The following is a 15137-nucleotide window of genomic DNA, read 5'->3' on the forward strand; positions in this document are numbered from 1 at the left end:
TACTGGCCGTTTTTCCTCCCGCTCCATGACGCAACGCTGTACGCTGCTGCTCGCTTTCCTTTTTTTCCTTGCTGCATCGCTGCCCATGCTGGCCCAGCCAGCGCCCAAGCAACCCGGGGGCGCGGTGGTTGTGGACAAAAACGGCGTGCTGCGCTGGCAAAAGGGCGGGCAGGAAGTAGCCCTTTTTGGCGTGAACTATACCGCGCCCTTCGCTTATTCTTACCGCGCACTGCAAAAGCTGGGCGTGAACCACGAGCAGGCCATCCGGCAGGACGTGTACCACCTCAGCCGGCTGGGCGTGGACGCCTTCCGGGTGCACGTGTGGGACGTGGAAATCACCGACACCACCGGCAATCTGCTCGAAAACGAGCACCTGCGCCTGCTCGATTTTCTGGTGAACGAGCTCAAGCAGCGCGGCATCCGCATCATCCTCACGCCCATTGCCTACTGGAACAACGGCTACCCCGAGCCGGACACCGGCACCGGCTTTTCCAGCATTTTCTCGAAGGGCGAGGCCTACACCAACCCGCGCGCCATTGCGGCCCAGGAGCGGTATCTGACGCAGTTTCTCAACCACCAAAATCCGTATACCAAAACCCTCAACCGCGAAGACCCCGACATCCTGGCCTTTGAGGTGTGCAACGAGCCGCGCTACCACCAGCCCGAAAGCGAAGTGACCAGCTTCGCCAACCGCATGGCGGCGGCCATTCGGGCCACGGGCTGCCGCAAGCCGGTGTTCTACAACGTGTCGGAAAACCCCGACGTGTACCAGGCCGTGCTCAATGCCAAGGTCGACGGGCTCACCTTTCAGTGGTACCCGCAGGGGCTGGTGGCCAACCACGCGCTGCGCGGCAACTTCCTGCCCTACGTGGACCAGTACCCCATTCCGTACCGCACCGACCCGCGCTTCACCAGCAAGGCCCGGATGGTGTACGAGTTCGAGTCGGCCGACATCACTCAGCCGGTGATGTACCCGTTCATGGCCCGCAGCTTCCGCGCGGCCGGTTTTCAGTGGGCCACGCAGTTTGCCTACGACCCCTTGGCCATTGCCTACGCCAACACCGAGTACCAAACCCACTACCTCAACCTGGCCTACACGCCGGCCAAAGCCATCAGCCTGCTCATCGCCGGCCAGGCGTTCCGGACGGTGAAGCGCGGGCAGAGCTTCGGGCGCTACCCGCAGGATTCGGTGTTTGGCGACTTTCTGGTGAGCTACCGGCGGCAGCTGAGCCAGTTAAACACGCCCGAAGAGTTCTATTACACCGCCAGCACCGCTGCCGCCCCCAAGCAGCCGGGCAAGCTGCGCCACCTGGCCGGCGTGGGCTCCTCAACAGTGGTGCGCTACGGCGGGCTGGGCGCCTATTTCCTCGACCGCCTGGCCCCCGGCGTGTGGCGCCTGGAGGTGATGCCCGACGCCGTGCCCATCCGCGACCCGTTTGAAAAAGCCTCGCTCAGCAAGTCCGTGACGCAGATTCTGTGGAACGAGCAGCCCCTGCAAGTATCGCTGAGCGACCTGGGAAGCAGCTTCTCTCTCAAAGGGCTGAACGAGGGCAACACCGCGCAGGCCCAGGCCGCGGAGGGCCGCGTCAGCGTGCGCCCCGGCGTGTACCTGCTGGCCGCCGCGGGCAAGTCGACGGCGGCCTACACGGCCAAAACCGCATTCAATCATCTTCTGCTGGGCGAATTTGCTGCCCCTGCTCCCAGCGCGCTGGGCGCGCAGGTGCGCCACACGCCCCCGGTGCAGGCCACGGCTGGGCAGCCGCTGCGCCTGCGCGCCACCATCAGCGGCGTGGGCCCCGGCGACAGCGTGCTGCTGGTGGCCCAGCACTATTACGGCCGCACCCGCACGCTGCCCACCACCAGCCCCGCCTACGGCACGGCAGAAGCCACCGTGCCCGCCGACCTGCTCTACCCCGGCCAGCTGCGCTACTGGCTGGTGCTGAAAAAGGGCGCCCAGGCGCTCACCTTCCCCGGTGGCTTCTCCGGCCAGCCCCGCGACTGGGACTACGCCCACGCCGAGCACTGGGAAGTGCCCATTGTGGCGGCGGGCACGCCGCTGCCGCTGTTTGCAGCAAGCCGCGACCAGGAGCAGATAGAGGCGCGCGGCGTGGCCAACAACGCCTGGACCGACTACGTGACCACCCCGGCCGGCACGCTGGCGCTGCGCCTGGTGCAGGGCCCGCCCCGCGCCGGCCAGCCCGCCGCCACCGGCCCGGTGGCCAGCCTGCGGGCTTTTTTTGGCGATAAGCTGGCGGGGCGGCAGGCCGATTTGGCCGGCTTCACGGAGGTGGTGGTGCGGGCCCGCAGCAGCCAGCCCGGCGCCCGCGCCAAAGTAACCCTCACCACCCGCGACGCCGTAACGTACTCGGCCCCGCTGCCGCTGGGCACCGAGCTGCAGGACGTGCGCCTGCCGCTCAGCGCCTTCCGGCCCGATGCGCTGCTGCTCATGCCCCGCCCCTACCCCGGCTTCAATGCGCTGCAGTACCAGCCGGCTTCGGCACCGGCTTTTCGGCTTTCGGAGGCGGAAGTATTGCAGGTGGTATGGGAATCGGGCGCGGCAACGAAAGCGCCGGTTCATCTCGACATCGAAACCATCGGCTTGCGATAAAGCCCCGAACAAGGCAGCTTTCTTTGCAATAAGCACAATCGTTTGCCTTAAAACTTCGTAAATTCAAATCCCTGTACCCGCCTGTCTTGTTGGGTGGGCTACGCGGCCGCCATTCCCCCTTCCTGACATGACCAAACCCGTACTCCTTTTCCTGCTCTTGACCTTGCTAGCCGTGTTTGGCGGGGGCGGGCCGGCGGCCCAAGCACAAACGCCAGTGCCCTTTGCCAAGGGGGCCGACATCAGCTGGATTACGGAGATGGAGCGGGCCAACTACCTGTTCTACAACGAGGCGGGCGTGCAGCAGGACTTGTTTCGCTTGCTGCGCGACCATGACATGAACGCCATTCGGCTGCGCGTGTGGGTGAACCCGGCCGGCGGCTGGAACGGCAAAAACGACGTCATCGCCAAAGCCATTCGGGCCCGCAACCTGGGCTTCCGGCTCATGATTGACTTCCACTACAGCGACAGCTGGGCCGACCCCGGCCAGCAAACCAAGCCCGCCGCCTGGGCCGGCCACTCCTTCAGCCAGCTGCTGACCGACGTGTACGACCACACCTACGACGTGCTGGATTCGCTGAAAGACAACAACATCGTGCCCGAATGGGTGCAGGTGGGCAACGAAACCAACGACGGCATGCTGTGGCCCGAGGGCCGGCGCTCCCTCAACCCGCAGAATTTCGCCCAGATTATTGACCGAGGCTACGCCGCCGTGAAGGCCGTGAACCCCACGAGCAAAGTCATTGTGCACATTGCCAACGGCTTCAATAACGCCTACTTCCGCAACGTGTTCGACGACCTGGTGCTGAAAGGCGCGCGCTTCGACGTCATCGGCATGTCGCACTACCCCACCGACGTGAACTGGCCCACCCTCAACGCCCAGATTCAAACCAACCTGAACGACATGGTGGCCCGCTACCCCGGCAAAGAGGTGATGGTGGTGGAAACCGGCATGCCCGCCAACCGCCCCATCCCGACCCAGCAAATGCTGCTCGACCTGCTGGACAAGGTGCGCGCCGTGCCCGGCGGCAAGGGCCTGGGCGTGCTCTATTGGGAGCCGCAGGCCTACAACTGGATGAACTACGGCCTGGGCATGTGGAGCAGCAGCGGCCGGCCCACGGCGGCGCTCAATGCCTTTCTGAACACCCCGCCCACCCGCGGCCTCGTCTACAACCCCGGGTTTGAGTACACCGGCGCCACCCAAACCGTGCTGGGCTGGACCACCACCGGCGACGCCGACGCCGACCTGACCCAGTTTTACGGCTACTCCAGCTCCTACCAGCTGGGGCACCAGCGCGCCACTCCCTACCAGGTGCGCACCTCGCAGCTGCTCACCAACCTGCCCAACGGCACCTACACCCTGCGGGCCTGGGGCCAAAGCAGCGGCGGCCAAACGCAGTGCCAGCTCTACGCCAGCGGCTTTGGCGGCACCGAGCGGGCCACCACCCTGCCCGCCACCGGCAACTGGGAGCGCGTGGAAGTGCCGGGCATCGTGGTCACGAACGGGCAGTGCGAAATCGGGCTGCGCTCCAACGCCCACGCCAACGAAACGGCCAGCCTCGACGACGTGGAGTTTGTGGCCACGGCCGTATCGGCCACCTCGCCCGCGGCGGCCGTGGCCCGGTCGGTGGCGCAGGTGTACCCCAACCCCGCCACCGGCGCGCGCACCATCCGCTTCGCCCTGGAGCGGGCCGAGACCGTGCAGCTGTCGTTGTTCAGCCTCAGCGGGCAGCTGCTGCGCGTGGTACAGGCCCCCCGCCGCCTGGCGGCCGGCGCGCAAGCGCTGCAGTGGGATGCGCCCGCGCTGGCGGCGGGCACTTACCTGCTGAAAATCTCGCTCGGCGACTACACAGAGTTTCACAAAATCGTGCAGCTGTAAAAACCAACACCCGGCCTTGCCGCTTTTCACCTAGCCTACGTTCTATTTTTTCACCTTTACACCCAAATTCCCATGAAACCTTTACGTACTCTCCTTGCGATGGGCGCCCTCACGGCGGCCTCGCTCACCGCCAGTGCTCAGTTTACGGTCGACGGCGTGGCTTCGGCAACGGAAATCGGGACGGGCGTGGGCAAGTACCAGCTGGCCGGCTCCTACACCGGCACACACCTCGACCCCGACCGCGGCCTGAAAGCCCTCTACGTGGGCTACACCGCCACCACGCTCAACCTGATGCTGGTGGGCTCGGGCGAGTCGTCCACGGCCGGCGCCTACCGCTCGTTCATTCTATATTTCAACACCCCCGCCCGCCCGGGCGTGCCTGCTGGCACCCAGCTGCCCGGCGGCCTCGACACGGGCTCGCCGCTGGCTCACCGCCCCACCCTCGACCTGCAGGTGGACTACGGCATCCGGGCCGTGGTGGGCCCCAGCGCCAGCGACGTGTACTTCAGCGCCGTGTCGTACGTGACGGGCACGGGCACCTCGCCCGTGGGCACCGACCCCTACGTGGGCCAGGGCAACAAGAGCGGCACCGTGGTAACGGCCACCACGGCCGTACTCACCGGCACGCGCTTCGCCTACACCAACACCGTGTCGCTGGCCGCCAACACCACCAATACGGGCGTCGAGGTGGAGATTCCGCTGTCGGCGCTGAACAACGGCAGCACCACGGTGGGCGCCGGCAGCCGCCTCGACTTGTTCGCGGCCTTCACCGACAGCAACGGCAATTTCATCACCGCCGACGTGATTCCGCAGGTGGCGGGCCGCACCACGGCCTTCGGCAGCAACCCCGACTTCACGGCCATTGCCGGCACGCAGGCGGTGGCGTTTGCGCTGGGCACGGGCGTGCTGGCCAACCGCAACGCCGTGGCCAGCGGCCTCGACTTCCAGGTGTATCCCAACCCGGCTTCGGCGGCTTCCTCCACGGTGGCCTACACTGTGCCGGCCGGCCGCCAGCCGGTGTCGCTGGCCGTGTACAACGCCCTGGGCCAGCGCGTGCGCTCCCTGGCCGCGGCCGAGCAGAGCGGCGCGCAGCAGTTTCCGCTGGGCAGCCTGCCCGCCGGCGCCTACCTCGTCAAGCTGCAAGTGGGCGACCAGCTCACCAGCCGCAAAGTGGTGGTGCAATAGCCGGGCAGTAAGAACAAAAAAGGGCGCTTCCGATGCGGAAGCGCCCTTTTTTATTGCCTGCTCCGGCGCTTACTGCGCCAGCGGCTGAATCTCGAACCCGGCGTCCTGCACGGCTTTCACCACCTGGCTGGCGGTGGCCTGCGGGCCGGTCACGGTGAGTATTTTGTCGGGGTTGGCGGTGTCGACCTGCCAGTTGTCGGCGCCTACTTCGCGGTTGAGCGAGGGCGTCACGGCTTTGATGCAGCCGCCGCAGTTGATGGTGGTTTTGAAACGAAGCGTGGACATGACGAAGCAAATTGAAAGTGAAGGCCGGCACGAGGCGGCCGGTCGCTGGGGTATAACCCCATTCAGCGCGTCAAAATTACCCGCTGCCGGCCCGGCCGGGGCATAAAATTGCGGCCAAAACTTGCAGAATCCAGCCCGGCTACCGGCTTAAGACTTCTTTTCCAGGTCCATGCCGCAGGTGGGGCACTTGCCGGGCTGGCTGCTCTGGCTGCCGGCGCAGCCCATGGGGCACTCGTAGCGGGCTTGGGCGGCCGGAGCCGGGGCGGGCGTGCTGGTGCCGGTAGCAGGCGCGGCAGCGGCGGGCTTCTGCTGCTCGCAGCTGCTCAGCAGCAGAGGCCCAGCCGACAAGGCCAAAAAGAAGATGGCGCGAAAGGAAAAACGCATATGGCAGGCGGTGGCAACACCCGCGGCAGAAGTGCCGGCGGCCGCACCGAACCGCAAATTTACGCACCGCGCCCCGCGCCGGCTCCATGGCCCTAGGGCTTGGCGAAGCGCGGGTCCTTGATGAAGGTGGAATCGGTAAGGGTGCGCAGAAAAGCCACGATTTTGGCTTTCTCGGCCTTGGTCAGGTCGAGGCGGGTGCCGCCCACGGTGTTGCTGGCCACTTGTATCTGCGGGTCGAGGTTGGGGGTGCCCAGGGCCACGTGCTCGTTGTAGTGGGCCAGCACCGAGTCGAGGGTGGGAAAGCGGCCGTCGTGCATGTAAGGCGCCGTGAGGGCAATGTTGCGCAGCGACGGCACCCGGAATTTGCCGTTGTCGGAAGCCTGGCCGGTGATGGCGCCCAGGCCCAAATCCGTCAGCGTGGCGTCGAGGCCGTTGTTGCTGAAGGTGAGGTTGGTTTGCAGCGGGCCGGAGTGGCAGTCGCCGCAGTTGCCGCCCCGAATGCGTTTCAACGGGTCGGGGTGGGTGGTGAAGAGCACCAGGCCCTCCTGCTCGGTTGGCGTAAGGGCGGTGCGGTTGCCGTTCAGAAACTGGTCGTAGCGCGAGTTGCTCGACACCAGCGTGCGCTCAAACTGCGCCAGGGCCTTGAGGGTATTGGCCTCGGTGATGGTGCTGCTGCCAAAAGCCTTGCGAAACAGGGCCGGGTAGGTACTGGTGGCCTGCAGCCGGGCCACGCCGGCGCTCAGGCTCTGGTGCATTTCCAGCGGGTTTTCGATGGGCAGGCGGGCCTGGGTTTCGAGGCCGGTGGCCGAGCCGTCCCACATCAGCTTGGGCTCCCAGGCCAGGTTGCTCAGGGCCATGGCGCTGCGCCGCGTCTGGCTGCCGTTCACGCCCGCGGAGCGGGCCAGACCGTCGGTGAAGGCCAGCTCCTGGCGGTGGCAGCTGGCGCAGGCCACCTGGCTGTTCAGCGACAGTGCTTTCTCATAAAACAGCTGGCGGCCCAGGGCCACGCCTTCCTGCGTGAGGGGGTTGTCGGCGGGCTCGGCGGGCAGCGTGGGGAAGTAGCGGGGCACGTCGAGCACGTAGGCCGTGGGTTTCACCACGGGGCCTTCGGGGTCCACCAAGTCGGCGTCGTGTTTGCAGCCGGCCAAGCCCAGCAACACGGCGGCGCCCGCCGCCAGCATCCGAGAAGTAAACGTGTGTAACCGCATAAAACAACGCTAACTGTGTGGCTGGCAAAGCCGAACCATGTGCCTGCAAACGTACAACGGCGCCCGCGAATAGGTTCGCAAACATCGCCCGGCGCCGGGCTTTTGTCGCCGAAATTCCCGGGCCGCTAACGCCGCAAATATCAGTCCGAAAGCGCCTCACACGTTCAGCTCGAAGCTGACGATGGTGCCCTGGCCCAGCCGCGACTGAATGCTGAGCTCGCCGCCGAGCAGCGCCACCCGGTTGCGCACCCCCGAAAGGCCAATGCCCGCCAGCGGCTGGCTGGCCAGCGTGCTCGGGTCGAAGCCGCGGCCGTTGTCCTCCACGCTCACTTCGAGGCGGTGGCCTTCGCGCACCACGTGCACCACCGCCTCGGTGGCGTCGGCGTGCTTCATCACGTTGTTGAGCAACTCCTGCACCACCCGGTACACCGCAATTTCGACCGGCGCGGCCAGGCGCTGCTCCAGGCCCAGCAGGTGCAGGCGCACGGGCAGGCCGGTGGGCCCCATGCGTTTCACCAACGCTTCCAGCGCGGTGTGCAGGCCAAAGTCTTCGAGCACGCCGGGCGTGAGCTCGAAGGAAATGGTGCGCGCAGCCCGGATGGCGTCTTCGAGGAGCTTGAGCGAGGCGTCCGGCGCCGCGGGCCGGACGGCCTGGTTTTCCAGGCTGAGCTTGGTGGCGTAGAGAAGCTGGCCCAGGCCGTTGTGCAGGGCTTCGGCAATGCGCTTGCGCTCGGTTTCCTGGGTGGCCAGAATGGCGGCCAGCACCTCTTGCTGCTGGCGCAGGCGCAGCTGGGTGGCTTCTTCGGTCAGGCGGTCGCGGTCGGTCACGTCGCGAATGATGGCCAGCACGCCGCTGGGTTCGTCCTCGCCGTCGTCTTTCAGGGGCACCAAGTAGGCGTCGAAGTGGCCGGGGCGCACGAGAAAGGGCTGGGCCAGGCAGGTCACCCGCTCGCCGGCCAGCGCCCGGCTCACCTCGAGGCAGGCGGTTTCGCTCAGGGAGGGCAGCACGTCGAACAGGGGGCGGCCCAGCACGGCGGCGGCCTCCAGCCCAAAATAGCGGGCCGCCTCGGCGTTCCAGGCCGTGATGCGGGCGTGGCGGTCGAGGGCCAGGATGCCATCGACGGAGTTGTCGAGCAGGCTTTCGGTGAAGTCTTTTTCCCGCCGCAGGGCGTTTTCGGCTTCGCGCCGGGGCGTCACGTCGTGCATGATGCCGATGAGGCGTAGCGGGTGGCCCTGCTCGTCGTGCACCACCTTGCCCAGCGCGGCCACGTAGCGCACCGTGCCGCCGGGCCACACAATGCGGTATTCCAAATCGAAGGGGCGGTGCTCGGCCAGGGAGCGTTTCAGACCCACCGCCATTTCCACCAGGTCTTGCGGGTGCACCGCGCCGCGCAGCACCTCAAACGACACCGGCCCGGGGTCGTAACCCAGCCCGAAGATGGCCTGGGCGCGGGCGTCCCAATGCAGCTGGTGGCCCGCCAGCTCCCACACCCACACGCCGCTCTCGGCCGCGGCCAGGGCCATTTGCAGGCGCTCCTGGCTGAGGCGCAGCTCTTCGCGGGCGGCGCGGGCGGCCGTCACGTCGCGCCACAGAATGTGCACCAGCGGCTGCAGCCCTCCCAGCTCAATGGGCGTGAGCACGGCCTCGACCCAGATTTCCTCGCCCGTTACCTTGGTCATCAGCGCTTCGCAGCGTTGCGAGCCCGTGCGAATGGCCGCCTCGGTGGTTTCGCGAAACAGGTCGATGGTGCGCTGGCCGCCGGGCTGGTGCTCCGGGGCGTGGGCCCAGGCGGGCCGGCCCACCAGCTGCTCTTTGGCGTGCGCACCCAGCAAGCGCAAAGCGGCCGCGTTGCAATCCACAAACTGGTGGCCCTGCAGCAGCACCACGGCGTCGTTGCTGTCGGCAAAGAGCTTGCGAAACCGGGCTTCGCTGGCCGCCAGCTGCTGCGTTGCCGCGCGCCGGGCCGTCACGTCCAGCACGGCCAGGCGGCACTGCAGCTCCTCGGCGCGCTGGGCCCGCAGGCCCTCGAGCTGGGCGTAGAAGGTGCTGCCGTCTTCGCGCTGCAAAGAAAACTCGGCACTCTGGGTACCCCCGTTGGCAAACACCCTGGCCAGAAACTGCCCGAATGCCAGGCGCTCGGCCGGCGCCACAAACAGGGCAAAGCGCCGGCCCAACAGCTGCTGGCGCACCGCGCCCAACTGCTGGCTGGCGCACAGGTTGAGCTGTTCCACCGTGCCCCCCTGGCTGAGGGTGAAGTAGCCGATGGGGGCAAAATCGTAGAGGTCGTGGTACTCGGCCCGGGCAGCCTGGGCATCGGCCTGGGCCAGCAGCAGCTCTTCGTACTGCATTTCGAGCTCAATCTGGTGCACTTGCAGCTCCTGCAGCAGCCGCCGCACTTCGTCAGGCGTGTGCTGCTCGGCGGCCTGCGTCACAAGGTAGCGGCGCTGCTCGGCGCGGGCCCGCAGGGCGCGCAGCGCCTCGTGCGGGTCGGCGGGGTTGGTCCACGGAGTCGGAGGGGTATGGTCGGAAGCCATGGCATGCGGGGAGAGAGGAGGGAAAAGATACGTAAAACCAGTACTTACCGCATAAAAATGAACGTTTTACATCCGCCAGCCCACCCTTTTTACCTAAACCCTATTTTATCTTTTTCGCACGTGCCCACCCACTTTCGCGCGGGCTTTGCTGGCCGGCGGCTGGCGGCCGTTTCCCTGCTCGTAGCCGGATGTGCAGCGGGGGCACCGCTCCTACCCCAGCCGGCCCAGCAGCCAGGCCACGGCGGCGCCCTCGTCGGTGAAGGTGCGCAGGTCGAAGGCGTGGCCAGGGGCGTAGGCGGCTTCCATCACGGCGCGCAGGGCGGGGTCGTCGCGCAGGTTCTCGGCGCGCACGGGCGCCACCAGGAAGGCCACCCGCAGGCGCGCGGGGTTCAGCAGGGCCGCGGCGCGGGGCAGCCACTCCCCGGTGACCCAGCGGGCCGACTCCAGCGTAATGATGGGCCGGCGGCGCACGTCGAGTAGCCAGTGCGGGGTGCCCAGGGCCTCGGGGGCCTGCAGCAGCAGGTTGTATTCGGCCTGCGTGGTGGCGGCGGCCTGCGTGAGGCTGAGCCAGCGGGCAGTGAAGAGGTCGAGGTCGGGCCGGTAAGCGAATTCCACGGGACAACAACTAAAAAGCAAGACGGCCACCACGGCCGGGGCCAAAGCTACACACGGCCCGGTGCCGGGCGCCGGCCTTCAAGTGCCGGCGGGCGCCAGCAGCCACGCCAGGGCCAGGGCCTCGTTCTCGAACAGGCGGAGGCGGTAGGCGCCGGGCTGGCGCAGCAGCTCTTCCACGCGGGCGTTGAGGGCGGGGGCGGCGCGGCGCAACACTTCGCGCTGCGGCGGCAGCCAAAAGGCAATGCGCAGGTCGGGCGGCGCCACGCCCAGGAGGTGGGGCAGCCAGGTGGTTTCCATCCAGTCGGTGAGGCCCACGGGCAGGGCGGGGCGCCGGCGCAGGTCGAGCAGCCAGCGCTGAGCGCCGCAGTAGAGGCCTTCTTTCAGGAGGTCTTCGTAGTCCTGGCGCAGCTGTTCGGGGTCGGGGTCGAAGAGCCAGCGGCCGGTGAGCAAATCGAGGTCGGGCCGATAGTCGAGGTGCAGCGAGGGCGAACCGGGCATGGGGAATGGCAGAGTGGCAAGGGAAGGGAGCGGCAAGTTATTCGCCGGAGGCATCGGGTGTAGCCCGGTGGCGCGTTTTTTTGTGTGGACCGGCAGCGGGCGGTAGGGCCGCTCCCCGGTCCGGCCCGGGGCCGCGCGGACTTGTTTTCGGTGGGCGCGAAACTACGCAGAAGGTCAACCGACGGCTCCGGCACCTTTCCGAACAAGGAACCGGCCGGGCGCGGCGTTTCGCCCGCATTTTGGGTATTTACCACCTTCAATATCCGTATTAGCCCTTTGGCGCGCAAGCAGTCCTCCCCGGAAATTTGCCCTGCGCTTTGGCTCCTTTCCATCCACGGCGTTCTACCAATGCCTCACGACCCTCGTTTCGGCCCCAATGCCCAAACGCCGCAGCAACGCGCCAACGTGCTACGCCAGCTGCAGCTCACCCACCCCCGACTCAAAACCAAAGCCACTCCCTTCGCCCAGCACCTCTACGCCCGCTACGTGGCCGGCGAGCTGAGCTGGCCCGACGTGCGCCGCGCCCTCGACGAAGCCGCAACCTAAACGCGGGCCCCTCGTTTGGTAAGCATATCTGCTTATACTAATAAGGCGTTTTTCTGCCTCGTGTGGTTTTCGGCTTATGCGTATTCCTCCCTTTTACTCGCCCCTGCGCGGCATCGCCCTCACCGAGGTGTGGCACGACAACGACGAGTGCCCCGTGGCCCGCAGCATTGCCCCGGCCGACCGCGTGCCCGGCACGGGCCAGCCCCGTCCGCGCTGCCCCTACTGCTCCCTGCTCGACCGCCCGGTCACGGCGTTTTCGCCCGCGCATCGGGCCGGCCGGTAGCGGCCCGCTACTCTTCCTGCACCTCGCGCACGCCCAGCAGCAGGGGCCCCGTGCGCGCGCCGTGGCTCATCAGGCTGCGGCCGTAGAGGCGCAACGCGCGCCGCCCGGCCCGCGGGAACTCGGCCGCGAAGGCAAAGTCCTCGAAGGGCGCGCCGGGGTGGGCCAGCGCCTCGTCGAGGCGGCGGCGCAGCACGGGCTGCTGCCACACGCCGCCGTCGAGCTCGCGCAGGGGCTGCCCTTTCACCGCCGCCGCGTCGAGGCCAAAAAGCTCGGCAAACGCGCCGCTGATGGCCAGCACGCGCTGCTGGGCGTCGAGCACGAGCAGGGGCTCGCGCATGGTTTCCACAATGCTTTCGGCAAAGCGGGCGCTTTCCTGCAGCTGGGCTTCGAGGGTTTTGAGGCCGGTGATGTCGGTGAAGGTGATGACGGCCCCGCTGATGTAGTTGTCGAGGGTGCGGTAGGGCAGGATGCGCATGGCGTACCACTCGCCGCGGGTGGTCTGGATGTTGGCTTCCACGCTCACCAGGCGGTCGAGCACCTGCTGCACGTCGGCGGCCAGGCTTTCGTGGCGCAGCGTGCTGGCAAAGTGCGTGATGGGGCGGCCCACGTCGGCCGGCAGCAGCGAGATGATGCGGTGCACCGGCGGCGTGAAGCGCTTTATCACCATGTCGTTGTCGAGGAAGATGGTGGCAATCTCCGTGGCATCGAGCAGGTTCTTCATGTCGTTGGCGGCCTGGCTCAACTCCTCGGTTTTGCTCAGGTACTGCATGTTCAGGGTCATCAGCTCCTCGTTCAGGCTCTGCATCTCCTCCTTGTTGGTCATGGCCTCCTCGTTGGTGCTTTGCAGCTCCTCGTTGGCGCTTTGCAGCTCTTCGTTGGTGCTCTTGAGCTCCTCCACGCTGCTTTCCATCTCTTCGATGGTGGTTTGGAGGCGGTGCTTGGTGTATTGCAGCTCCTTTTCCAGGGCTTGCAGTTGCGCGTCGTGGCCGGGGTCGGTGGCGAGGCGTGCTTTGCCCAGGCGCACCTTGTGGGGCGTGGGCTGCTCCTCAAACACCACCAGCAGCAGGCCCGCCAGCTGCTCGCTTTCTTCCAGGGGTTTCACCGTGAGGCGCACCAGCTGCACGCCGGTGTCGAGGCGCAGCTTCACGTGGTCGGCCACCACGGGCTCGCGGGTGGCGACGGCCTTGTGCACGGCCGCGCTCAGCTCGTAGTTGAGCTCCTCGCGGGCCATGTCGAAGACGTTCATGCCCGAGAGGCCGGGGGCCGGCTCCAGGTAGCGGCCGGTGCGGCCGTTCACGTACATGATTTCGCCCTTGCCGTTGATGACCACGGCGGGCGGGGTGTAGTGGCGCAGCAGCACGCGCTGCACCAGGGTGGCAAAGGTGCCTTCCTTGCGAACGGAATTCGGGTTCATGGAGCCGGAAGCGGATGCGGGCGCGGAAGGGGCTTGCTGCCGGGCCAGGGTGAAGGGAAACGCCGCGAGGCGCGTGACGGAGGAAGGCGTGTCGGTACGCCGCGAAATCTTCCACTTCACGTCCAGGCTCTGAAACAAGTCCTGGAAACCGGTGAGGTTTTCGCTGGGCCCCAGAAACAGCAGCCCGTTGGGGTTGAGGGCGTAGTGAAACACGGGGATGAGGTTGCGCTGCAGCTCGGCGCTCAGGTAAATGAGCAGGTTGCGGCACACCAGCAGGTCGAGCTTGGTGAAGGGCGCGTCCTTGTTGAGGTCGTGCACGGCAAACACCACCGCGTCGCGCACGTCCTTCTTGATGCGGTAGCCTTCGTCGGTTTTGGTGAAGAAGCGGCGCAGGCGCTCGGGGCTCACGTCGGCCACGATGTTGTCGGGGTACAGCCCGGCCCGGGCAAACCCAATGCCGTCGGGGTTGATGTCGGTGGCGAAGAGCTGAATCTTGAGGTACTTCTGGCGGTCCACGCCGTCGAGGCACTCGAGCAGCGTCATGGCCAACGAGTAAGCTTCCTCGCCGGTGGAGCAGCCCGGCGCCCACACGCGCACCACGCTGTCGGCGGGTTTCTGGCGCAGCAGCGGCAGCAGCCGCGCCTTGAGGATATCGTAGGCCTCGCGGTCGCGGAAAAACTTGGTCACCCCAATCAGCAATTCCTTGAACAAGGCCTCTACTTCGGCGGGGTTTTCCTGCAGGTAGCGCACGTAGAGGGTGAACTCCTGAATCTGGTGCGAATTCATGCGCCGCTCGATGCGCCGAAACACCGTGTTGCGCTTGTAGTAAGAAAAGTCGTGCCCGGTCTGGGCCCGAACGAGCAGGAAAATTTTCTGCAGGGCGTGGGCGGGCTTGCTCACGCTTTCGGGCTCGTCGCGGCGGGGGCGCGTGTCGGGGTGCCGCACGTAGTGCAGCAGCTTGGCCGGCAGCTGCTCGGCGGGCAGCACGTAGTCCACAAACTCGGTGGCCAGCGCCGAGCGCGGCATGGCGTCGTACTCGGCCGTGGCGGGGTCCTGCACCATCACCATCCCAAAGTTTTCCATCACCATCTTCAGGCCCAGGGTGCCGTCGGTGCCCAGGCCCGAGCACACCACGCACACGGCCCGCTCGCGGGCGTCCTTGGCCATGCTCTGAAAAAAGATGTCGATGGGCAGGCGGCGGCCCGGCGGCTGGGTGGGCGCAAACAGCAGCAGCGTGCCGTGCAGGATGCTCATGTCGCGGTTGGGCGGAATGACGTAGACGTGGTTGGGGCGCACGCGCAGGCCGTCCTCGGCTTCCAGCACCGGCATCGGGGTGAAGCGCTGCAATACCTGCGGCAATTCAGAGGGCTGGTCGGGCAGCAGGTGCGTCACCACCACGAAGGCCATGCCGCTGTCGGGCGGCATGGCCCGAAAAAACTGCTCGAACGCGGCCAACGACCCCGCCGAGCCGCCGATGCCCACCAGCGGGAACTTGTCGCTCGCGGCTTCGTCGGGGCGGCTGGCCTCGCGCAGCAGCGCGGGCGGGCCGACGCCGTCGCGCGGCAACTCTTCGGGCGGCGTGACAACGATGCCAGGCTCGTCGGTGGAGGGCGTCAGGTCGTTGGGGTTCATCGGGTGGGGCATGGGCAGCAGGACCGGCGGACCGGAAAAAACAAATGCGCAACGGGGCCAGAGCCCGT

General features: G+C 66.9%; 12 protein-coding genes. 5 read left to right on the plus strand and 7 right to left on the minus strand.

The genetic code is table 11. The annotated features are described in order from the left end of the window. Window positions 1–25 precede the first annotated feature (25 nt). The 3 genes from JAO73_RS03405 to JAO73_RS03415 all read left to right on the plus strand — a co-directional run bounded on the left by JAO73_RS03405 (window position 26) and on the right by JAO73_RS03415 (window position 5669). Window positions 26–2608, plus strand: coding sequence for a cellulase family glycosylhydrolase (locus JAO73_RS03405; protein WP_198975769.1), 2583 nt, complete (start codon window positions 26–28; stop codon window positions 2606–2608). 127 nt (window positions 2609–2735) lie between these two features. Beyond that, window positions 2736–4484: a glycosyl hydrolase 53 family protein gene (locus JAO73_RS03410; RefSeq protein ID WP_198975770.1), complete on the plus strand. Its 1749-nt coding sequence runs from the start codon at window positions 2736–2738 to the stop codon at window positions 4482–4484. 72 nt (window positions 4485–4556) lie between these two features. After that, entirely contained in the window at window positions 4557–5669 is a 1113-nt protein-coding gene (locus JAO73_RS03415) for a T9SS type A sorting domain-containing protein (RefSeq protein ID WP_198975771.1), read from the plus strand. Window positions 5670–5738: 69 nt separating this feature from the next. Here the strand turns inward: JAO73_RS03415 and JAO73_RS03420 are convergent, their stop codons facing one another. The 6 genes from JAO73_RS03420 to JAO73_RS03445 all read right to left on the minus strand — a co-directional run bounded on the left by JAO73_RS03420 (window position 5739) and on the right by JAO73_RS03445 (window position 11194). Beyond that, entirely contained in the window at window positions 5739–5954 is a 216-nt protein-coding gene (locus JAO73_RS03420) for a heavy-metal-associated domain-containing protein (protein WP_190923295.1), read from the minus strand. Between the two features lie 147 nt (window positions 5955–6101). Continuing rightward, window positions 6102–6338, minus strand: a complete 237-nt coding sequence (locus JAO73_RS03425) for a heavy metal-binding domain-containing protein (protein ID WP_198975772.1) — start codon at window positions 6336–6338, stop codon at window positions 6102–6104. A 92-nt stretch (window positions 6339–6430) separates the two neighbouring features. Beyond that, window positions 6431–7546, minus strand: coding sequence for a cytochrome-c peroxidase (locus tag JAO73_RS03430; RefSeq protein ID WP_198975773.1), 1116 nt, complete (start codon window positions 7544–7546; stop codon window positions 6431–6433). A 156-nt stretch (window positions 7547–7702) separates the two neighbouring features. Next, window positions 7703–10081, minus strand: a complete 2379-nt coding sequence (locus JAO73_RS03435) for a PAS domain-containing sensor histidine kinase (protein ID WP_198975774.1) — start codon at window positions 10079–10081, stop codon at window positions 7703–7705. A 210-nt stretch (window positions 10082–10291) separates the two neighbouring features. Next, window positions 10292–10696, minus strand: coding sequence for a hypothetical protein (locus tag JAO73_RS03440; RefSeq protein ID WP_198975775.1), 405 nt, complete (start codon window positions 10694–10696; stop codon window positions 10292–10294). 78 nt (window positions 10697–10774) lie between these two features. Further along, window positions 10775–11194 carry a hypothetical protein gene (locus JAO73_RS03445; RefSeq protein WP_198975776.1) on the minus strand — a complete coding sequence of 140 codons (420 nt, stop codon included), beginning with the start codon at window positions 11192–11194 and terminating at the stop codon, window positions 10775–10777. Window positions 11195–11542: 348 nt separating this feature from the next. On the opposite strand from JAO73_RS03445, the gene JAO73_RS03450 reads away from it, so the two are divergent. Further along, the gene (locus tag JAO73_RS03450) at window positions 11543–11740 is read left to right on the plus strand and encodes a hypothetical protein (protein WP_198975777.1); all 198 of its coding nucleotides are present in this window, start codon (window positions 11543–11545) and stop codon (window positions 11738–11740) included. A 76-nt stretch (window positions 11741–11816) separates the two neighbouring features. Next, entirely contained in the window at window positions 11817–12023 is a 207-nt protein-coding gene (locus JAO73_RS03455; protein ID WP_198975778.1) for a hypothetical protein, read from the plus strand. 7 nt (window positions 12024–12030) lie between these two features. Here JAO73_RS03455 and JAO73_RS03460 read toward each other — a convergent pair whose 3' ends face one another. Continuing rightward, complete coding sequence (locus JAO73_RS03460) at window positions 12031–15081, minus strand: CheR family methyltransferase (RefSeq protein WP_198975779.1); 3051 nt, start codon at window positions 15079–15081, stop codon at window positions 12031–12033. Window positions 15082–15137: the final 56 nt, after the last annotated feature.

This window comes from Hymenobacter miniatus (assembly GCF_016427455.1).
In the GTDB taxonomy this organism is placed as follows: domain Bacteria; phylum Bacteroidota; class Bacteroidia; order Cytophagales; family Hymenobacteraceae; genus Hymenobacter; species Hymenobacter armeniacus.